Raw genomic sequence first — 19,934 nt, 5'->3', positions numbered from 1 at the left:
AGGCAGTGAATCCCATGTTCTCGGTCATCTCCGCCAGCACCGGCCTCGGTGCCTGGTTCTCTGGTGCAGCCACCGGCATCGGCTTGTTCGCCGTGGTCGGGGCCCAGAGCGCCTTCATTCTGCGCCAGGGCATCCTGCGCAAGCACATCGTGCCGGTGGTCGCCACCTGCGCGGCCATCGATGCCATCTTCATCTTCGCCAGCGTGGCCGGCCTGCGCACGCTGACCTCGGCGCTGCCGTGGCTGACCACCGCAGTGCTGTGGACCGGTGTCGCGTTCCTGGCCTGGTACGCGATGAAGTCGGCACGCCGTGCGATCGCCGGTGGCGGCGGCATGGGCGAGGCTGACAGCGACGACGGCAGCCGCCGCGCGGTGCTGATGGCCGCAGTCGGTTTCTCGCTGATCAATCCGCACTTCTGGCTGGACATGATGGTGATCGGTTCGATCGCCGAGAACTTCGGCAATGCCCGCATGGCCTTCGCGGCCGGCGTGGTCACCGCCAGCTGCCTGTGGCTGACCGCGCAGGGTCTCGGCGCGCGCCTGCTGGCACCGTTGTTCACCAAGCCCAGCACCTGGCGCGTGCTGGATGGCACCATCGCCGTGATCCTCAGCATCCTGGCCCTCACTCTGGCGGTGCGCGGGGTCCATTGACCCGGCGCACGCCCCCCGAACCCACGTCCTGACTCTCTCTCCAAGGTAGTGGTAACGACGGCACCGGCAACGGTGCCGTCGTTTTTTGTGGGGCCGCTTCGTCCACCTCTGGCGGGAAGCATCGGGGCCTGCCTAGAATCGGCGACCAGGACAAGGTGTCCGAAGGAGCAGGGGGAAGGATGCGCAGGACGATGTTGGCGGCTGCACTGGCCGCTCTGGGGTGCGTTGCCATGGGCAGCGTGGGTGCGGTGGATCTGTCGCAGTACGTGCGGCAGGAAGCCTTCACCGACATCAAGATTTCACCGACTGGCGAGTACGTCGCGGCGACCGTGCCGCTGGAGGATGCCACCGCGATCGTGGTGCTGCGCCTCAAGGACAAGCAGATGGTCGGCAATTTCCGGCCACCGGACAAGAATCACGCCTACCAGTTCGATTGGGTCAGCGACGAGCGCCTGCTGATCGGCCTGGCCCAGAAGTGGGGTTCGCTTGACCAGCCCAACCCGACTGGCGAGCTGTACGCGATCAATGCCAATGGCAACCGCGGCGAGCTCTTGGTCGGCTATCGGGTGGAAAGCAAGGGGCCGGGCACCCTGATCCAGCCGAAGAAGGTGGAGGCCGTTGCCGCATTCCTGGCCGATGACCTGCCAGGCGACGAGCGCAATGTGCTGGTTACCGTGTGGCCGCTTGCCGAAGACCCCTTCACCCGTGTCGATCGGATGGACGTGACCAGCGGCCGTCGCTCGCGGGTGGCGTCGTCGCCGGTACGGCGTGGCGAGTTCACCACCGATGGTGCCGGCGAAGTCCGCTTCGTGCACGGCGCCGGCAGTGACAACGTCAACAAGCTCTACTTCCGTGAGCGTTCCGGCGACAACTGGAAGCTGATCAATGACGAAGCGGTCAGCAAGCGCATCGAAACCGCCATCGGTTTCTCCGCTGGTGACGGCCTGGCCTATCTCAATGTCGAGCAGGCGCAAGGGCCCAACGCGATCGTCAGCTGGAATCCGCAGACCGGTGAGCGCGCGACGCTGCTGCGCGACGAGGTGGTCAATCCGTACCGGATCATCCATCGACCCGGGACCCATGTGCCCGTGGGTGCGCTGTACCTCGGGGACAAGCCGCGGACCCGCTTCTTCGACGACAGTTCGGCCGAGGCGCGCCTGTACCGCAGTCTGGAGGCGGCATTCGGAAGCGCGGTCTACATCACCTCCAGTACCCGCGATGGTCGCGTTGTGCTGGTGGAGACCTGGTCGGGCGCGAACCCCGGCGATTTCTATCTGTACGATACAGTGGCACGCAAGGCCGAGCACCTGATCAGCCGCAGTGAGTGGATCGATGTGGACCGCAGTGCCAGCGTGCGCCCGGTTGCATTGAAGGCTCGCGACGGACTGCCGCTGCATGGCTTCCTGACCCTGCCGGCCGGCAGTGACGGGCGCAACCTGCCGATGGTGGTGATGCCGCATGGCGGCCCCTTCGACATCTTCGATTCGGGCCAGTACGACCGTGAAACCCAGATGCTGGCCGCTGCCGGTTATGCCGTGCTGCAGGTCAATTTCCGTGGCTCCGGCAATTACGGCCGTGCGCATACCCAGGCCGGTGCGCAGCAGTGGGGCGCGGCGATGCAGGACGATGTCACCGATGCCACGCGCTGGGCGATCACCGAGGGCATCGCCGATGGCCGTCGCATCTGCATCTATGGCGCCAGTTACGGGGCCTACTCGGCGATGATGGGCGCTGCCCGCGAGCCAGGCTTGTACCAGTGCGCGGCCGGCTATGTCGGTGTCTACGACCTGCCGATGATGTACACCCGCGGCGATATCCAGGACCGCGGTTCAGGTGTGACCTACCTGCGCGAATGGCTGGGAGATCCGGCCAAGCTGGGCGCGGTCTCGCCGGTGAACCTGGCCGAGCGGATCAAGGTACCGGTGTTCCTCGCAGCGGGTGGCGAAGACAAGCGCGCGCCGATCCAGCACACCGAGCGCATGGAAGCAGCGCTCAAGCGCGCTGGTACCCCGGTGGAAAGCCTGTACTACAAGACAGAGGGCCATGGCTTCTACACCGAGGCCCACCGCAGCGAGTACTACGGCAAGCTGCTGGCCTTCCTGTCGCGCAGCCTGGGTGGCAAGACCGCGACCACCGCACCCGCGGCCGGCAAGGACAAGGCGCCCTGACGCAAAGGGCGGCGGATGCTCGATCCGCCGCCCTGGCTTTCCACACGCGCGGAAATTATTTCACCCCGTGCATCATCCGCTTCAGTAGTGGCGCAGCAATGAAGGCCAGCACCGCGCAGCCCAGGCCGATCCACATCAGCAGCCAGAACAGGTGGGCATAGGCGCCGGCCGCGGCCACCATGTCCAGCGATTCGCCTTCTGGCACCTCGATCGCGGCCAGCTTGCCGAACAGCGCGGCCAGCGTCTCCGAGAATGCGGTGGCCAGGAACCAGGTGCCCATCATCAGGCTCATCACCCGCGGCACGGCCAGCTGGGTCACCGCCGACAGGCCGACCGGCGACAGGCACATCTCACCGCTGGCCAGCAGGAAGTAGGCCAGCACCAGCCACCACACGCTGGCCATCTCGCCGGTGGCGCCGACCTGCTGTGCGGCCAGCGCCAGTGGCACGAACGACAGCGCGCCGATCACCAGGCCCCACGCTGATTTCACTGGCTTGCCCGGCTCCCAGCCGCGGCGGTCCATCCAGGTCCACAACGCCGCGAAGGCCGGTGCCAGCAGCACCAGGAACAGGCCGCCCAGGTAGGTCAGCGAACCGGCGGTCTGCGGAATCACCAGGCAGTCGCGCACCAGCAGCACCAGCATCAGCGCAACGATGCCGATGAAGAACGCACGCGGTGCGGTCGAGCCGGGGCGTCGTTCGGAAAGGCGCGCGCTGACCACGAAGCCCAGCGGCGCCAGCAGCAGCGAGATGATCGACCACGGCAGCGGCGTGCCGCCGGTGATCACCAGCGAGGGCACGATGTCCTTGGTCAGCAGGCGGTCGGTGAAGGTCACCCACGAGCCGTAGGACTGCTCGTACATGGTGAAGAACACCAGCGCCATGAAGATCAGCACCATCAGCGCGATCATCTGCTGGCGCTGTACCGGCGTGCACTTGCTGCCGGTGAACCAGGCGAACCAGACCAGTACGCCGCCCAGCACCACCAGCATCAGCATCAGCGCCAGGCTGATTTCACCGCCCAGCGCGAACGCGCCGTTGCCGGCCGCCCACATCAGCCACGCGACCGGCAGCACACCGAGCACCGCGCACAGATAGATGAGCCATTCGCGCGGCAGGCCCAGCACCTTCTGCTTCAGCGCGGCCGGCTGCGGCGGTTCGGCATGGCCCTGCAGGTACTTCTGGCCCCACAGGAACATTGCCAGGCCGGCCAGCATGCCGATGCCGGCGGCACCGAAACCGTACTTCCAGCCGTAGGCCTCGCCGAGGAAGCCACACACCAGCGACGAGAACAGCGCGCCAAGGTTGATGCCGGCGTAGAACAGCGAGAAGCCCGAATCACGGCGCGGGTCGTCCTTGGCGTACAGCTTGCCGACGATGGTGGAGATGTTCGGCTTGAGGAAGCCGACGCCCATGATGATCAGCGCCAGCGACAGGTAGGTCACCGCCAGTGCCGAGGTATCGCGCACCACTTCGCCGTTGACCCGATAGGCGGCGTGACCCTCGAAGGCCATGCCCAGATGGCCGAGCACCAGCAGGATGCCGCCGAACAGCACTGCCCGGCGCATGCCCAGCCAGCGGTCGGCCAGCATGCCGCCGAACACCGGAATGCAGTACACCAGGCCGCCATAAGCACCGAGCAGGTCCAGGCCGGCCTTGTCGCCGAACAGGTGGTACTTGGTCAGATACAGCAGCAGCAGCGCCTTCATGCCGTAGAAGGAGAAGCGCTCCCACATTTCGGTGAAGAAGCAGACGTAGACGCCCTTGGGATGGCCCAGGAAGTCGTTGGAAGCAGTAGCGGCAACGGTCATCGACGGCAGGGACAGCAGGAAAGGGCGCGATTATAGGCCCGTAACCGGCGCCGCACCCGGTAGCGCCGGGCCATGCCCGGCGAACGGAGTCACAGGTACCGCAGCCACGCCAGATCGCGCCTTCGTGCCTTGAACCGCGCGAACGCCCGCGTCGGCGGATACATCACCACCGCCAGTGCACAGGCCACCAGCAGCAGGCCGCTGACCGAATCCAGCGCATACAGCTCGCCGTGGGTCGGGCCCCAGGCCGCCAGCGCCGCCAGGTACAGCCCCTTCAGCACATACAGGTGCAGCAGGTAGAAGAACATCGGTGCTGCACCAATATCGGCCAATGGCTGCAGCGCACGTGCCAACGGCGGCCATTCGTACAGGCGCAACAGCAGCAGGCCCACGCCCAGCGTCAACAGCAGGAACTGCAGCGACGGCGGGTACTTGGTGAGGTTGAAGATGCTCAGCCAGGTACGCAGCGCGGTGGTCTGGTACTGCCAGGGGGAATCGCCGTATTCGTTGGCGAAGCGCAGCAATGCGAACAGGGCCAGCGCCCCCGCACCGGCCCTGAACAGCCAGCGCCGCCGCTGCTCCGGCGCGCGCTCGCGGGCGAACCACGGTCCCATCAGGTAACCCAGGGCGATCACTCCGATCCACGGCAGCACCGGGTAGGAGGTGCGCAATCGCAGTGTCCCGGCCTCGATCCAGTCGCGCTGGTGCAGCACCTTCCACAGTACTGCCAGCGCGCCATTGCCTTCCACGCGCACGCCGTCGAGCAGGTCATGGCCGGCCACCAGCGCAATTGCCAGCACCAGCAAGGCCGGGCGCGGCAGCCATAGCAGGCCGGCCAGCGCGATCATGCTGAGGCCGATAGCCCAGATCACCTGCAGGTACAACGTGTCCGGCGGCAGCTGGAAGGTCCAGGCGAAGTTGACCAGGGTCAGTTCCAGCACCACCAGGAACAGGCCGCGCTTGAGCAGGAAGGCGGCCGTGGCCCGTCGTGGATCCGGCTGGCGCTGGCCGTACAGCCAGGCCGACAGGCCGGTGAGCAGCACGAACGCTGGCGCGCACAGGTGGGCCAGCAGGCGGCAGGCGAACAGGGCGGGAGAGACCGTGGACGCATCCATCGGGTCGCTGACCTGGTACTGCAGGAAGAAGGTCTCGCGGACGTGGTCGAGCAGCATCAGCAGCATCACGGTGCCGCGCAGCTGGTCGATGGAGGCCAGGCGCGGGGCGGGGGAAGGGGGCATGCGATGCAGGATGTGAAGGGGCAACAGAAAGATATAACATATCAATTGAGTTCATGCCCACTCCGGCTTTGCTGCATCGGTCGGTTGCCCGTGCATGTGCGGGTCCATCGCACCGCAGCATCGGGCCCCATCCTTTGGCACGCTGGACTTGCCGGAGCCTGAACGCTAGCGTGGCAGGGATTTTTTGCCAGCAGGGGCTTTCATGAACCATGACGCTGCGCCCAAGCAGCTCACTTTCCGCGCGGTGGTCCTTGCCATCGTGCTGGCGGTGGTGCTGTCGGCCGCAAACGCCTACCTCGGTCTGTTCGCAGGCCTGACCATCGCCACCGCGATTCCCGCCGCGGTCATTTCCATGGGCGTGCTGCGCCTGCTGGGTGGCGGTTCCATCCTTGAAAACAACATCGTGCAGACCGGTGCCTCGGCTGGCTCGTCGATCGCCGCCGGTGTCATCTTCACCATCCCCGCGCTGGTGATCATGGGCTACTGGCCGGACTTCAAGTACTGGTGGGTGCTGGGCATCGCCGGTCTCGGTGGCCTGCTGGGCGTGCTGTTCTCGGTGCCGCTGCGGCGCTCGATGATCGTTGAAGACCCGCTTCCGTTCCCGGAAGGCAAGGCCGCGGCCGAAGTGCTCAAGGCCGGTGAGAACCCGGGCCCGGGCCTGAAGATCCTCGGCCTGTCGGCGGTGATCGGTGCCTTCGTCAAGCTGGCCGCGGAAAGCGGCATGCGCCTGATTCCCGATGCCTGGGCTACCTCGGCCTACGTCGGCAGCTCCAAGGTCACCGCCTTCATCGGCACCAACCTGTCGCCGGCGCTGCTGGGCGTGGGCTACATCGTCGGCCTGAACGTCGGCATCGTGGTGGTGTCCGGCTCGATCCTGACCTGGCACATCGCCATTCCGATCTACCAGGCGTTCTTCATGAACACCGATCCGGGCCTGGCCGCCTCGGTCGCTACCGCATCCTCCACCGAGGCGGCGTTCGCCATCTGGGGCGCGAAGATGCGCTACCTGGGTGTCGGCGCGATGCTGATCGGCGGCATCTGGACCCTGATCTCGCTGCGCAAGTCGCTGCTCAACGGGGTCAAGAGTGGCTTTGCCGCTGCCCGCAAGAGCGGTGGTCCGGTACTGGCGCACACCGAACGCGACCTGCCAATGAAGTGGATGCTGGTGGCCCTGGTGGTGTTCACCCTGCCGCTGCTGGCGCTGTACCAGGCCATCGTCGGCCAGTGGCACGTGTCGATCCCGATGACCCTGATCATGATCGTCGCCGGCTTCCTGTTCGTGTCGGTGTCGGCCTATCTGGCCGGCCTCATCGGTTCGTCCAACAACCCGGTCTCGGGCATCACCATCTCCACCATCCTGTTTGCTTCGGCGGTGCTGGTGCTGCTGCTGGGCAAGGATGGCCTGCAGCCGGTGGGTGCCTTCGGCGCACCGCTGGGTGCGGTGGCCGCAATCATGATCGGTGCGGTGGTGTGCTGCGCCGCCGCCGTCGGTGGCGACAACCTGCAGGATCTGAAGGCTGGTTACATCGTCGGCGCGACCCCTTGGAAACAGCAGTTGATGCTGGGCATCGGCGCATTCTCGTGCGCGCTGATCATGGCCCCGGTGCTGAACCTGCTGGCCACCGCCTATGGCATCGGCGTCAAGTCCGAGCTGCACCCGAACGCGCTGGCCGCGCCGCAGGCCAACCTGATGGCCTCGGTCGCAAAGGGCCTGTTCGGTGGTGAACTGCCGTGGACCTTCATCGGCATCGGTGCAGTGGTCGGTGCGGCCATCATCGCCTTCGACAGCTGGCTCAAGTCGCGCAATGCGCGCTTCCGCGTGCCGGTGCTGGCCGCCGCGATCGGTATCTACCTGCCGCTGGAGCTGATGGTGCCGATCTTCCTCGGCGGCCTGATCTCCTACCTGGTCGAGCGTTTCCACAAGGTGCGCGCCGATGATGAAGAAGGCCGCGACCGCGTGCACAAGCCGGGCGTGCTGTTCGCTGCCGGCCTGATCACCGGCGAGGCACTGATGGGTATCGCCATCGCCGTGCCGATCGTGGTCAGCAGTCGCGCCGACGTGCTGGCCGTGCCGTTCCACCTGCCGGCCGCGCAGTGGATCGGCCTGGCCGTGCTGTTCCTGGTCGGCTGGCTGATCTACCGCACCGGCAAGCGCGCCGTGGCGTAAGGGCCATGGGGTCGGATCCCTTCCCGCAGGGAAGGGCTCTGACCCCATGCTGGCAGCGTCTGGGGTCAGAGCCGATTCCCATGGAATCGGATCCGACCCCGACCTCCGACAAGCCGCGCTACGGCGCGGTTTGCTTTTTCTGGCGGCAGCTCAGCCGCGGCCATGACCGATGGCCTTGGCAGGCCCGCCCGCACGGGCCTAACATCGGTTTTTTGCCGTCCTGCGGAGACCCCGATGAAACTGCATCATGCCCTGCTGCCACTGAGCCTGCTGGCTGCCCTGCCCAGCGTTGCCGCTGCCCGTGGCCTGGAAGTCCGCGACATGGTGGCCATGGACCGCGTTTCCGCGCCGGTACTGACCGCAGACGGCGGCACCGTGGTGTTCGCCAAGCGCAGCGTGGACGCCAACCTGAAGGCCTCTACCGCACTGTTCGCGCGCAACCTGCGTACCCGCGATGCAGCGCCGCCGAAGCAGATCACCCCGGCCGGCTGGAACGTCAACTCGGCGTCGCTGTCGGCCGATGGCCAGACCGTGTACTTCCTCAGCGCCAAGAACGGCAGCCAGCAGCTGTACGCGCAGCCGATCAGCGGCGGCACCCCGCGCCAGCTGACTGACTTCCCGGTGGACGTGGACAGCTACCACGTGTCGCCGCAGGACGACCGCGTGCTGTTCAGTGCCGGCGTGTTCCAGGCCTGCGCCTCGGACCTGGCCTGCACCGAAAAGAAGCTGAAGGAAAAGAAGGACGCCAAGGCCAGCGGCCAGGTGTGGGATTCGCTGTTCGTGCGCCATTGGGATACCTGGAACGACGGCCGCCGCAACACGCTGTTCGTGGCGCCGCTGCCGGCAGGCAAGGCCGGTGCGGTCAAGGGCGCCTCGGCGCTGAGCGCGACCATCGATGGTGATGCGCCGTCCAAGCCGTTTGGTGGCAACGATGATTTCGCGTGGTCGCCGGATGGCGCCAGCGTGGTGGCCAGCATCCGCGTGGCCGGCAAGCAGGAGCCGTGGTCGACCAACTTCGACCTGTACCGCTTCGACGCTGCGGGCAAGCAGGCACCGGTCAACCTGACCGCCTCCAACCCCGCCTGGGATGCCGGCCCGGTGTTCAGCGCCGACGGCAAGACGCTGTTCTACCGTGCGATGAAGCGCCCGGGCTTCGAGGCCGACCGTTTCGGCCTGATGGCGATGGACGTGTCCAGCGGCAAGACCCGCGAGATCGCGCCGCAGTGGGATCGTTCGGCGGGCGGCATCACCCTGTCCGCCGATGGCAGCAGCATCTACACCACCGCCGATGACCTCGGCGAACACCCGCTGTTCCAGATCGACGTGGCCAGCGGCAAGGCCACCAAGCTGATCGGCGACGGCAGCGTGACCTCGGTGGACGTGGCCGGCACCAGCGTGGCGATCACCCGCAACAGTCTGAAGAGCAACGACCAGGTGCTGGTGGGTCTGCTGCCGACCGCAGGCGAAGCCATCGGTGAACTGCGCGCGCTGACCCCCGCCGCCGGCGAGGTGCTGAAGGACGTGTCCTTCGGCGACTACGAGCAGTTCGAGTTCAAGGGCTGGAACAACGACACCGTCCACGGCTATGTGGTCAAGCCGCACAACTACCAGGAAGGCAAGTCCTACCCGGTTGCGTTCCTGATCCACGGCGGCCCGCAGGGCAGCTTCGGCAACGGCTGGAGCTACCGCTGGAACCCGCAGACCTACGCCGGCCAGGGCTACGCCGTGGTGATGATCGACTTCCACGGTTCCACCGGCTACGGCCAGGCGTTCACCGATGCGATCAGCCAGCATTGGGGCGACCGCCCGCTGGAAGATCTGCAGAAGGGCTGGGACGCCGCGCTGAAGAAGTACTCCTTCCTCAACGGCGACAAGGCCTGTGCACTGGGCGCCAGCTACGGCGGCTTCATGGTCAACTGGATCGCCGGCAACTGGAACAGCCCGTTCAAGTGCCTGGTCAACCATGACGGCGTGTTCGACCAGCGCATGATGGGCTACGCCACCGAAGAACTGTGGTTCACCGAGTGGGAGCAGGGCGGCACGCCGTACCAGAAGGCCGCGAACTACGAGAAGTTCAACCCGGTCAACCACGTGGCGGACTGGAAGAAGCCGATCCTGGTCATCCACGGCCAGCAGGACTTCCGCATCCCGGTCGAGCAGGGCCTGGCCGCGTTCACCGCCGCCCAGCGCCAGGGCATCGAATCGAAGTTCCTGTACTTCCCGGATGAAAACCACTGGGTGCTGAAGCCGAACAACAGCATCCTGTGGCATGACACCGTCAATGCCTGGCTGAAGCAGCACATCGGCAACTGATGACTGCAGCGCCGCCCTCCGGGGCGGCGCTCTGCTTTCTGGTAGTGCCGGCCGCTGGCCGGCAACCGCTTGCTGCTTCCCACCTGAACGAGATTGCCGGCCAGCGACCGGCACTACCCAGAGCACCTGCATGATCCAGAACGACATCGTCGTCTTCGGTTTGATCGCCGCCACCCTCGGCGCCGTGTTCTGGACCGCCTCGCGCGAGCAGGGGCTGTGGAAGCGTTTCTACACCTTCGTGCCGGCACTGCTGCTGTGCTACCTGATTCCCGGCATCTACAACACCGTCGGCCTGATCGACGGCCAGAACACCAAACTCTACAACCCGATCGCGCGCGACATCCTGTTGCCGGCGGCGCTGATCCTGCTGACCCTGGCGGTGGACATCAAGGGCATCCTGCGGCTCGGCCCGAAGCTGGTACTGATGTATCTGGGTGCTTCGGCCAGCATCATGCTCGGTGCGGTGGTGGCCTTCCTGCTGATGCGCGCCGTGCATCCGGAAACCGTGGCCGGCGATACCTGGGCCGGCATGGCCGCGTTGGCGGGCAGCTGGATCGGCGGCGGTGCCAACATGCTGGCGATGCGCGAAGTGTTCGACGTCAACGCCACCACGTTTGGTCAGTTCGCGGTGGTCGATGTCGGCGTGGGCTATGTGTGGATGGCGGCGCTCATTTTCCTTGCTGGGCGCGCGGCGAAGATCGACGCGCGCAGTGGTGCCGATACCTCGGCGATCGATGAGCTGAAGGAGCGCATCGCGCGCTTCCAGGCCGAACACGAGCGCATTCCCAGCCTGACCGACCTGATGCTGATCGTGGCGGTGGCTTTCGGCGGCGTCGGCCTCTCGCATGCGATCGGTGCGCCGTTGGCGGCATGGTTCAAGCTCAACGTCAGCTGGGCCTCGCAGTTCAGCCTGGACGCACCGTTTGTCTGGGTGGTGGTACTGTCGACCACGCTGGGCCTGAGCCTGAGCTTCACCCGCGCACGCACGCTGGAAGGCGCGGGTGCCTCGCGGCTGGGCTCGCTGCTGCTGTATTTCCTGATCGCCTGCATCGGGATGCAGATGGATCTGCTGGCGTTGCTGGACCGCCCGTGGCTGTTCCTGCTTGGCATCATCTGGATCAGCGTGCACATCGTGCTGCTGTGGTGCCTGGGCAAGCTGCTGAAAGTGCCGTTCTTCTACTTTGCCATCGGTTCGCAATCGAATATCGGCGGACCCGCGTCGGCGCCAGTGGTGGCGGCCGCGTTCCATCCGGCGTTGGCACCGGTGGGTGTGCTGCTGGGCACGATGGGCTATGCCACCGGCACCTACCTGGCCTACATCGTCGGCATCACCCTGCGCGCGCTGGCGGGGCAGGGTTGATGGGTAGTGCCGGCCGCTGGCCGGCAACCAGGTGATGCTTCACTGGTTCATGAGGTTGCCGGCCAGCGGCCGGCACTACCGATGATTCAGGACGAAGGGATCTGACCCCGGTTCACGGTGGTTCACGCTACCGGCAACCCGCGTTCGATCAACCATGCTTTCGCGTCTTCCGCGTCCTGCTCGAACCACGCCTTCGTAGATCCCAACCGATACGTATACCCCCACGCATCCATGTCAGCCATCAGCTGTTCGCTGCCGACACCGGGCAGGTGGCCGGCCAGCACGATCTGCAGGTAGCAGGTGGCGTCCTCTTCGGGCACCGAGTCGGTGGCATCGGTATGCACCTGCGCGCGGCGCTCGGGCGGCAGCACGATCAGGTGGCAGGCCTCGTGCAGCATCGAGTGCACAGGCGTGTCATCGCGCACGTACACGTCGCTGGCGATGATGCCGGCCTCGGGCTCGCCCCAGTAGCTGCCGGGAATCGGCGCGCCGGCGGCGACCCGGTGCAGCCGCAGGTCGTGTGCGGCGAGCAGGCGCTGCGCATCGGCGAAGGCGATATCGCCGACGCGGGTGACGTTCGGTTCGGGCGTGGTGTCGGTCATGCAGGTCATGCAGCCCCGCCCATGCAGGCACGGGCGGGGCAGGGGTCAGGGTTTGTCCGGGCCTTCCGGCAGCGCCACGGAGATGTCCAGCACATCGTGCTGGCCATCCTTGACCAGGTCGACCTTCACCGCATCGACGTCGATGTTGACGTACTTCTTGATCACTTCCAGCAGCTCGCGCTGCAGCAGCGGCAGGTAATCGGGACCGCCGCGGTTGCTGCGTTCCTGCGCGATGATGATCTGCAGGCGGTTCTTGGCGGTTTCGGCGGTGGTCTTCTTCGCTTTGAGGAAATCAAACAGGCCCATGCTTACCCTCCGAACAGCTTGCTGAAGAAGCCCTTCTTCTCGACGTTGGTGAAGCGCATCGGGCGTTCTTCGCCGAGGATGCGCGCGACGGCGTCGTCGTAGGCCTGGCCGGCAGCGGACTCGACATCCAGGATGACCGGCTCGCCTTTGTTGGAGGCGTTGAGCACGTCACCCGACTCGGGGATCACGCCGATCGCCTTCAGTCCAAGCACTTCCTCGACGTCGGCGATGCTGAGCATCTCGCCGCTTTCCACGCGCACCGGGGTGTAGCGGGTCAGCAGCAGGAAGGCCGGCACGTCCTGGCCGGACTCGGCCTTGTGGGTCTTCGAGTCGAGCAGGCCGATGATGCGGTCCGAGTCGCGTACCGAGGACACTTCCGGGTTCACCACGACCACGGCGCGGTCGGCGAAGTACATCGCCAGGAAGGCGCCCTTCTCGATGCCGGCCGGGGAGTCGCAGATGATGTAGTCGAAGCCGTCGGCGGCCAGGTCCTTCAGGACCTTGCCCACGCCTTCCTGGGTCAGCGCATCCTTGTCGCGGGTCTGCGAGGCAGCCAGCACGTACAGATTGTCGAAGCGCTTGTCCTTGATCAGGGCCTGCTTGAGGGTCGCTTCGCCGTGCACGACGTTGACGAAGTCGTACACCACGCGGCGTTCGCAGCCCATGATCAGATCGAGGTTGCGCAGGCCGACGTCGAAGTCGATCACCGCCACCTTCTTGCCGCGCCGTGCCAGGCCGCAGGCCAGGCTTGCGCTGGAAGTGGTCTTGCCGACGCCGCCCTTGCCGGAGGTGACTACGATGATTTCAGCCAAAGGACTTCTCCTGATGATTCTGTTTGGGTGCTGCGTCAGTCCAGCGCAGCGATCTTGATCTGGTCCTGTTCCAGCCACACCTGCACGGCCTTGCCGCGCAGGGTGTCCGGGACATCGTCCAGTACCTTGTAGTGGCCTGCAATGGCGACCAGTTCCGCATGGAAATCACGGCAGAAGATGCGTGCCGCGGTGTTGCCCTGGGCCCCTGCCAGCGCGCGGCCGCGCAGGGTCCCGTAGATATGGATGCTGCCGTCGGCGATGACTTCGGCGCCAGCGCCGACGGTGGCCATCACGGTCAGGTCGCAGTTTTCCGCGTACAGCTGCTGGCCCGAGCGCACGTTGCCCAGCTGCATGCGGCCCGGTTGCGGTGCGGCCGCATCGGCGACCTTGGCTACCGGCGTGGCCGGTGCCGGCTTCGGTTCGGCGCGCGCGGCCCGGCGCGGTTCCGGTGCGGGCGGTGGCGGAGCCGGTTCGGCCTCGGCACGTTCGTACTGGGCACGGAACTTGGCCAGCAGCGGCAGTCCGAGCTGCTGCGAGAGCAGGTCGACCGCGCTGGTGCCATAGGCCAGTGCCACCGGCAGCACGCCGGCACTGCGCAGGCCATCGACCAGCGCCTGCGCGGTGGCCACGTCCGGCACCTGGCTGAGGCCGCCGAAGTCGAGGATCACCGCCGCGCGGCCGAACAGCTTCGGCGCGCGGGTCACGCGCTCGTGCATTTCCTGTACGAGGCGCTCGACATCAAGGGTGCGGATGCGCAGGTTGGCGATGCCCACCTGGCCGATCTTCAGTTCACCGGCCTGTTCGTAATCGAAATTCACCGCCACGCTCAGGTCCCCGTCGGCCGCTGTGCCTGTGCCGGCAGCTGCCGGGCACGTGTCCATGCCACATCCGGCAGCTTGTCACCGTAGGTCTCCTGGACCCACGGGTAGCTGCACAGTTCCTTGGCCAGCATGCTGGCGCGCACATCGACGTGCGGCATGGTGTTCTGGCCCAGCTCGCGGAAGCCGAAGCTGCCGTGGAAGAGCAGGGCGGCATCGGCGCCGTGGTCGAGGAAGACCTCGCAGGTCATCTGCGGATAGCGCAGCTCGGCGAAGCTCTGCGCGTCGGCATAGAACGCACGGCCGACGCCACCGCCGCGACGGCGGCTGGCGACCACGATGCGGTCGATATAGAAGAACGGGGTGTCCAGTTGCTGCTTGAACCAGGCGAAGTTGCTGCTGTCGTGCTGGCTGTCGCTGCCGAAGCCGATCAGGAAGCCGGCCAGGTTGCCGTCGCGCTCGGCGACGCGGAAATATTCAGCAGTTTCATAGAACAGGCGCAGGCGTGCCGCATCCAGGGGAAGGATGGCCAGGCCAGCGTTGTTGTTCAAAGCCAGGACGGAATCGAGCTCGTGCTCGCGCACGTCGCGGATGACAATCGACATTGTGACTCCGTGGGGTAACGCGGTTGGTCCATCAAAGGACCCTGCGCACGATTATTGCATGCCCGGGGTGGGCTGCGGCATGAACAGGCGACCGGGCGGGCATGACTTCCGTGGGGTGCGGGACGCAGGCTGGGCCCGTAGAGTGCTGGCATGTTGGGAGTCCTCAGCCATACACGCGTCCTCCGCCTGGCCGGCCTGTTCACCTGGGTCATGGTCGGACTGCCGCTGGCGTATTCGCAGTTCGAGAACCTGCACAGCCGCAACGACATGGGCGGTTGGGCGATCCTGCTGTTCGTCGCCTATCTGTCCTTCGGCACCGCCTACTACTGGCTGACCCGCATTCTGCGCAGCGACAGCCATACCACCTGGCTGGACCGCGGGCTGCTACTGCTGTTGACCGTCTCGGCGCTGGCGGTGAGCTTCCTCAGTGGATCGGGCCTGGGCAGCATCCTGATGATGGTCGCCGCCGGGGTCATTCCCTGGATGCTGTCGGTGCGGCTGGGCGTGCTGTGGCTGCTGGTCAGCCAGCTGGCGGTGGCCCCGGTCTACTACATGCTGCTGCGCTTCCCGCTGTTCGAGGCGGTGATGCAGTCGCTGCTGTACGGCGGCTTCTCCATGTTCATCTTCGTGACCAGCCTGGTCGCCCGCCAGCAGACCGAGGCCCGCGACGAGCAGCGCCGGCTGAACGCGGAGCTGCGCGCGACCCGCGCCCTGCTGGCTGAAAGTGCCCGGGTCAACGAACGCACCCGCATTTCGCGCGAGCTGCACGACCTGCTCGGCCACCAGTTGACCGCGCTGACCCTGAACCTGGAAGTGGCCAGCCACCTGGCCGAGGGCCAGGCACTGGAGCATGTAAAGCGTTCGCATGGCCTGGCCAAGCTGCTGCTGGGCAACGTCCGCGAGGTGGTCAGCCAACTGCGCGAGACCGGTGCCATCGACCTGGCTGCCGCGCTGCGGCCGCTGACCGAGAACGTGCCCTCGCTGGACATCCAGCTGGAGATCGAGGACTCGCTGAACGTGGAGGACCCGCAGCGGGCCCACGTACTGCTGCGCTGCACCCAGGAGATCATCACCAACGCCGTGCGCCATGCCGGTGCGCGCCACCTGTGGATCAAGGTGTACCGTGAAGCCCCCGACCGGGTCGTGATCGAGGCCCGCGACGACGGTGTCGGCGCGGAAATGGTCAATGTCGGCAATGGCTTGCGCGGCATGCGCGAGCGCCTGCAACAATGTGGTGGCCAGCTGCAGGTCGAGACCCGTCCCGGCGAAGGCTTCCGCCTGCGGGCGACGGTGCCGGCAACGGTGCTGGTGGCCGCCCTTACCAAGGTTCCTGAAGGAGTGCGTTGATGATTCGCGTCTGCCTGGTCGACGACCAAACCCTGGTGCGGCAGGGAATCCGCTCCCTGCTGGCGCTCGACGACGGTATCGAAGTGGTGGCCGAAGCCGGCGATGGCCGGCAGGCGGTTGAGCTGATCCCGCAGGTGCGCCCGGACGTGGTGCTGATGGACATGCGCATGCCGGTGATGTCCGGGCTGGAGGCGCTGCAGATGCTGTCCCGGCAGGAACAACTGCCGCCGACCATCATCCTCACCACCTTCGATGACGATCAGCTGGTGCTGGCCGGGCTCAAGGCCGGTGCCAAGGGCTACCTGCTCAAGGACGTGACCCTGGCACAGCTGGTCGGCGCCATCCGCACGGTGGCCGACGGGGGCTCGCTGGTGCAGCCGGCGGTGACCCAGCGCCTGTTGTCCGGCCTGGAGCACATGCGCAACGACTTCGTCAGCCTGGATCGCCCGGATCCGTTGACCGACCGCGAGACCGAGATCCTGCGGCTGATGGCCAGTGGTTTCTCCAACAAGGAGATCGCCAATTCGCTGGGCGTGGCCGAAGGCACGATCAAGAACCACGTGTCCAACATTCTCTCCAAGCTGGGCGTCCGCGACCGTACGCGTGCCGTACTGAAGGCGTTCGAACTGCAGCTGGTCTGAGGAAAATCGTTCCCGGACAACGACTTGGACCGCAACCCCGGACCCTGGCCGGGGTTGACCCCTACATGCCGGGCACCGGTATGCGTTACCCTTCGAATTCTTTGTCCATACAAATACGCAGCCGGCAGGGAAACCGGTGCGCCAATCCCGATAAACAATGCCCGCGAAGCCTGCTAGGATTGGCGCTTCGCTTCAATCAACCCGGCCGTGGGATCGGCCCCGGAGACTCTCTGAATGACCCGTATTATCGAGTTCCTGATCGCCTTGGGGATCGTGGCTGGCCTGTTCGTCATCATTGGCGTATGTCTGCCGGGCGAGCGTCACATCACCGAAAGCATCGAGACCAACCGCAAGATGACGATCGTGTACGACACGGTCAGCAGTCTGCGCCGCTTCAAGGACTGGAACCCGCTGGTACTGCGCGATCCCGCCGTTGAACTGAAGCTGTCCGGCCCGGTCTCCGGTACCGGTGCCACCCTCGACTTCACGTCCAAGGACCTGGGCACCGGTTCCTGGAAGATCACCGAAGCCGAGGAAAACAAGCGTGTTGTGATCAACATCGACGACGCCACCAAGGGTCACGACAAGGTCACCACCTTCACCCTGGAGCCGACCGGCAAGGGCGGTCGCAACGTCAAGATCACCCAGGACTACTCGGTGAAGTACGGCTTCGACCTGTTCGGCCGTTACGCCGGTCTTTATGTCAGCCGCCAGATCGGCGACGACATCAAGATGGGCCTGTCGCGCATGGCCAACATGCTGGCCAGCGTTCCGAACGTGGACTACCGCACCCCGGAAGCCCCGCTGACCGATCTGGCCATCGTCGATGTGCCGGCTGAAGACCTGCTGGTCGTCAACGCCGGTAACGTGGACCGCGGCCAGGACAGCATCACCAAGTCCATCAAGGACAACCAGGAGTGGATCAAGCGCGTGATGGAGGCCAATGGCCTCGAAGCCGCCGGCCCGTTCCGCATCATCACCACCGACTTCGGTGCTGAGAAGTACGCCTTCGACATCGCCCAGCCGGTGAAGAAGAAGGGTGCTGAAGGTGCAACTGCTGAAGCCCTGACCGTCAAGATCGACGGCGGTGCTCCGGTCAAGTACGTGCACGTTGCTCCGCACCGTTCGGCACATGCGGCCTACACCGGCCACATGGCGGGTCTGGACGTGGCGCGCAGCGGCCTGCGTGCCTGGGCCGTGACCTCGGGCAACGAAGTCATCGACCGTCCGTACGAAACCTGGAAGGACGGCCTCGACAAGTCGTTCACTCCGGAAGCCACGTACGACATCTACTGGGCCGTCAAGTAAGCCTCGGCTGACCCATGTAGTGCTGGACACGAAAACGCGCCGCTTCCTGCGGCGCGTTTTTTTTCATCCCGCGCCCGGCATCGGGCGCTGCGCAAGGAGCAGTCATGTTCAATGTTGAACGACGCGCACGTAAGCCCTCGCTGCTGGCCTGTCTGGGGGCGTTGCTGGCGGCGGCTTCGATCGGTCTGTCCGCCTATGCTTCGCACGGTGTTGCCGATCCGCTGGCGCAGCAGCATCTGAACATGGCGGCGTTGTATGCGTTCGCGCATGGCGCGGTGCTGGTGGCGCTGGGGCCACGTGCGCAGGGCGCGATCGCGCACCTGGCGCTGTACGTGCTGCTGCTGGGCGTGCTGCTGTTTTCCGGCAGCCTGGTGGGCGGCGCGTTGTGGCAGTGGCCGACGCGGCTGGCGCCGATCGGTGGCACCAGCATGATGGCCGGATGGGTGCTGCTGGCGATCAATGCGTTGAGGCGGTAACTGAGTCGAGATTGTCGCTTCAATCCATGCTGATGCGATCTGCACCGTTCATGGGCGTTACTTTTCTTTTCGCGCGAAAAGAAAAGTAACCAAAAGAAACGCGCCGCCGGCGGCGAGCCGGTGCTGCGCACCGGTGCCCTGTGCTCCTCGGCCCGTCGAGGGGCGGTGCGGGAACTCGCTGCGCTCAGACACCCGCACCTCTTCGCCCTCGCCGGACCTGCGGTGCTCGGCTCGCTTGAAGGCGGACCCAACAGCCGCGTGCTGATCCGTTATAGAGGCTTCGAGCAAGGCGACCCGCTTCTGCCTGTGCTCTCTTGTTCCATTCCGTGGCGGACGCACGCGGAATCTGTCCGTGGCCGGGCGGGTGGGTTGCGCAGGAGCGCAAGCGCCATGGATGGGGCGCCCGAGCCTACAGGGACGTATTGACTGCGTCTCCTGCGCAGCCCATTCGCCCGGACAGCTCCATGGAGTTCGCCTTGCGGCCGCCACGAGGGGCTCAGCCGTTGGCCGGTCCCCAGCACCAATGCCACGGTTCGTAGACGATCCCGTGTGGGTTGTCGCGCGGGTAGCTCAAGTGGAAACCATGCTCGCCGGCATGTGCCTGCAGCCACGCGAACGCGTCGGTGGCTTCGAACGATTCTTCGGCCGGCGCATCGCCCGGTGTGCCGATGTCCAGAGCGTGGCCGCTGTGGTGTTCGCTGAAACCCGGCGCGGCGTTGACCTTCAGAATCTCCGCCACGCTCAAGCCGCGCGCCAGCTTCCGTTCGAAGATGCCCAGCTGGTAAGCATGGCTGCGGAAGCCGGAGATCGCGTCCAGCGCAATGCCGTCCCGCGCGGCGTGCAGGCGCATGCGGCGCCAACCCTGCGCGGCACCGCGGCGCAGCCACAACGGGCGGGCGAAACGATCACGGCCGGCGAAGTGCAACAGGCAGGGCTCGGGTTCCAGTGGAAGGCCGCTGTCGTCTGCATAGCGCTGTGCATCCAGACCCAGCTGCTGCAGGCGATGCTGCAGCCCGGCCAGCGGCAGCCATTGCTCTTCCAGCGCAGCGCCGAACGGGCGTGCCACTGCCGCGTCCAGCAGCGCCAGCGCTTCCTCGACCCCGGGCTCGCGCGGCAGGCTCGGTACCAGCGAGTGCACGCCATGCGCCAGTACCGCCGCAAGGTAGCGGCCATCGCGTTTGCGTCGCAGCACCCAGCGCGCACGCGCCAGCAGGCGTGCATCGAGGTTGCTGCGCGCGCGCAGCAGGTTGGCGGGCCACAACTCGATGGCTTCGGTATTGATCAACAGCGGCGTGGTGCGGTGCATCGATCCA

General features: G+C 66.0%; 17 protein-coding genes. 9 read left to right on the top strand and 8 right to left on the bottom strand.

The genetic code is table 11. The features are described from left to right. The first annotated feature begins 14 nt into the window (after nucleotides 1-14). Both V9K93_RS03190 and V9K93_RS03185 read left to right on the top strand, forming a co-directional pair. Complete coding sequence (locus V9K93_RS03190; protein ID WP_005408523.1) at nucleotides 15-650, top strand: LysE/ArgO family amino acid transporter; 636 nt, start codon at nucleotides 15-17, stop codon at nucleotides 648-650. A 179-nt stretch (nucleotides 651-829) separates the two neighbouring features. Then, nucleotides 830-2,818 (top strand): alpha/beta hydrolase family protein, encoded by a 1,989-nt coding sequence (locus tag V9K93_RS03185; protein WP_136638365.1) that lies wholly within the window; start codon nucleotides 830-832, stop codon nucleotides 2,816-2,818. A gap of 55 nt (nucleotides 2,819-2,873) precedes the next feature. Here V9K93_RS03185 and V9K93_RS03180 read toward each other — a convergent pair whose 3' ends face one another. Both V9K93_RS03180 and V9K93_RS03175 read right to left on the bottom strand, forming a co-directional pair. Continuing rightward, complete coding sequence (locus tag V9K93_RS03180; protein WP_046985236.1) at nucleotides 2,874-4,628, bottom strand: peptide MFS transporter; 1,755 nt, start codon at nucleotides 4,626-4,628, stop codon at nucleotides 2,874-2,876. A gap of 89 nt (nucleotides 4,629-4,717) precedes the next feature. After that, nucleotides 4,718-5,866 carry an acetyltransferase domain-containing protein gene (locus V9K93_RS03175; protein WP_046985249.1) on the bottom strand — a complete coding sequence of 383 codons (1,149 nt, stop codon included), beginning with the start codon at nucleotides 5,864-5,866 and terminating at the stop codon, nucleotides 4,718-4,720. Between the two features lie 202 nt (nucleotides 5,867-6,068). On the opposite strand from V9K93_RS03175, the gene V9K93_RS03170 reads away from it, so the two are divergent. The 3 genes from V9K93_RS03170 (at nucleotide 6,069) to V9K93_RS03160 (ending at nucleotide 11,706) form a co-directional block, all read left to right on the top strand. Then, nucleotides 6,069-8,033: an OPT family oligopeptide transporter gene (locus V9K93_RS03170; protein WP_004148011.1), complete on the top strand. Its 1,965-nt coding sequence runs from the start codon at nucleotides 6,069-6,071 to the stop codon at nucleotides 8,031-8,033. A gap of 234 nt (nucleotides 8,034-8,267) precedes the next feature. Next, nucleotides 8,268-10,346 (top strand): prolyl oligopeptidase family serine peptidase, encoded by a 2,079-nt coding sequence (locus V9K93_RS03165; protein WP_337302069.1) that lies wholly within the window; start codon nucleotides 8,268-8,270, stop codon nucleotides 10,344-10,346. Nucleotides 10,347-10,476: 130 nt separating this feature from the next. After that, on the top strand, nucleotides 10,477-11,706 hold the full coding sequence (locus V9K93_RS03160; RefSeq protein ID WP_136638364.1) for a DUF819 family protein: 1,230 nt from the start codon (nucleotides 10,477-10,479) through the stop codon (nucleotides 11,704-11,706). Between the two features lie 122 nt (nucleotides 11,707-11,828). On the opposite strand, the gene V9K93_RS03155 is transcribed toward V9K93_RS03160, so the two are convergent. From V9K93_RS03155 to V9K93_RS03135, 5 genes are read right to left on the bottom strand one after another with little or no spacing between them, the layout of a single operon-like run. Beyond that, complete coding sequence (locus V9K93_RS03155; RefSeq protein WP_295377483.1) at nucleotides 11,829-12,308, bottom strand: hypothetical protein; 480 nt, start codon at nucleotides 12,306-12,308, stop codon at nucleotides 11,829-11,831. Between the two features lie 45 nt (nucleotides 12,309-12,353). Next, nucleotides 12,354-12,614 (bottom strand): cell division topological specificity factor MinE, encoded by a 261-nt coding sequence (gene minE, locus V9K93_RS03150; protein ID WP_004148073.1) that lies wholly within the window; start codon nucleotides 12,612-12,614, stop codon nucleotides 12,354-12,356. A 2-nt stretch (nucleotides 12,615-12,616) separates the two neighbouring features. Beyond that, nucleotides 12,617-13,426: a septum site-determining protein MinD gene (minD, locus tag V9K93_RS03145; protein ID WP_004148075.1), complete on the bottom strand. Its 810-nt coding sequence runs from the start codon at nucleotides 13,424-13,426 to the stop codon at nucleotides 12,617-12,619. Nucleotides 13,427-13,461: 35 nt separating this feature from the next. Next, nucleotides 13,462-14,307: a septum site-determining protein MinC gene (minC, locus tag V9K93_RS03140; RefSeq protein ID WP_046985239.1), complete on the bottom strand. Its 846-nt coding sequence runs from the start codon at nucleotides 14,305-14,307 to the stop codon at nucleotides 13,462-13,464. Next, on the bottom strand, nucleotides 14,253-14,849 hold the full coding sequence (locus V9K93_RS03135; RefSeq protein WP_004148078.1) for a GNAT family N-acetyltransferase: 597 nt from the start codon (nucleotides 14,847-14,849) through the stop codon (nucleotides 14,253-14,255). Before V9K93_RS03135 ends, minC begins: the two co-directional genes overlap by 55 nt. 150 nt (nucleotides 14,850-14,999) lie before the next feature. Here V9K93_RS03135 and V9K93_RS03130 point away from each other — a divergent pair, with 150 nt between their 5' ends. The 4 genes from V9K93_RS03130 to V9K93_RS03115 all read left to right on the top strand — a co-directional run bounded on the left by V9K93_RS03130 (nucleotide 15,000) and on the right by V9K93_RS03115 (nucleotide 18,621). Next, complete coding sequence (locus tag V9K93_RS03130; RefSeq protein ID WP_046985240.1) at nucleotides 15,000-16,196, top strand: sensor histidine kinase; 1,197 nt, start codon at nucleotides 15,000-15,002, stop codon at nucleotides 16,194-16,196. After that, entirely contained in the window at nucleotides 16,196-16,837 is a 642-nt protein-coding gene (locus V9K93_RS03125; RefSeq protein WP_004148082.1) for a response regulator, read from the top strand. The genes V9K93_RS03130 and V9K93_RS03125 overlap by 1 nt, the downstream gene beginning before the upstream one ends. 234 nt (nucleotides 16,838-17,071) lie before the next feature. Continuing rightward, nucleotides 17,072-18,145, top strand: coding sequence for a polyketide cyclase (locus V9K93_RS03120; protein ID WP_046985241.1), 1,074 nt, complete (start codon nucleotides 17,072-17,074; stop codon nucleotides 18,143-18,145). 104 nt (nucleotides 18,146-18,249) lie between these two features. Beyond that, the gene (locus V9K93_RS03115) at nucleotides 18,250-18,621 is read left to right on the top strand and encodes a DUF423 domain-containing protein (RefSeq protein ID WP_046985242.1); all 372 of its coding nucleotides are present in this window, start codon (nucleotides 18,250-18,252) and stop codon (nucleotides 18,619-18,621) included. A gap of 496 nt (nucleotides 18,622-19,117) precedes the next feature. Here the strand turns inward: V9K93_RS03115 and V9K93_RS03110 are convergent, their stop codons facing one another. Continuing rightward, on the bottom strand, nucleotides 19,118-19,927 hold the full coding sequence (locus V9K93_RS03110) for a M15 family metallopeptidase (RefSeq protein WP_046985244.1): 810 nt from the start codon (nucleotides 19,925-19,927) through the stop codon (nucleotides 19,118-19,120). Between the last annotated feature and the right edge of the window lie 7 nt (nucleotides 19,928-19,934).

The sequence above is a fragment of the Stenotrophomonas sp. CCNWLW162 genome (genome assembly GCF_037203745.1).
GTDB lineage: Bacteria > Pseudomonadota > Gammaproteobacteria > Xanthomonadales > Xanthomonadaceae > Stenotrophomonas > Stenotrophomonas maltophilia_AQ.
Note: the sequence above shows the minus strand (reverse complement) of the source record. Positions and strands in the feature narration are given on the sequence as shown.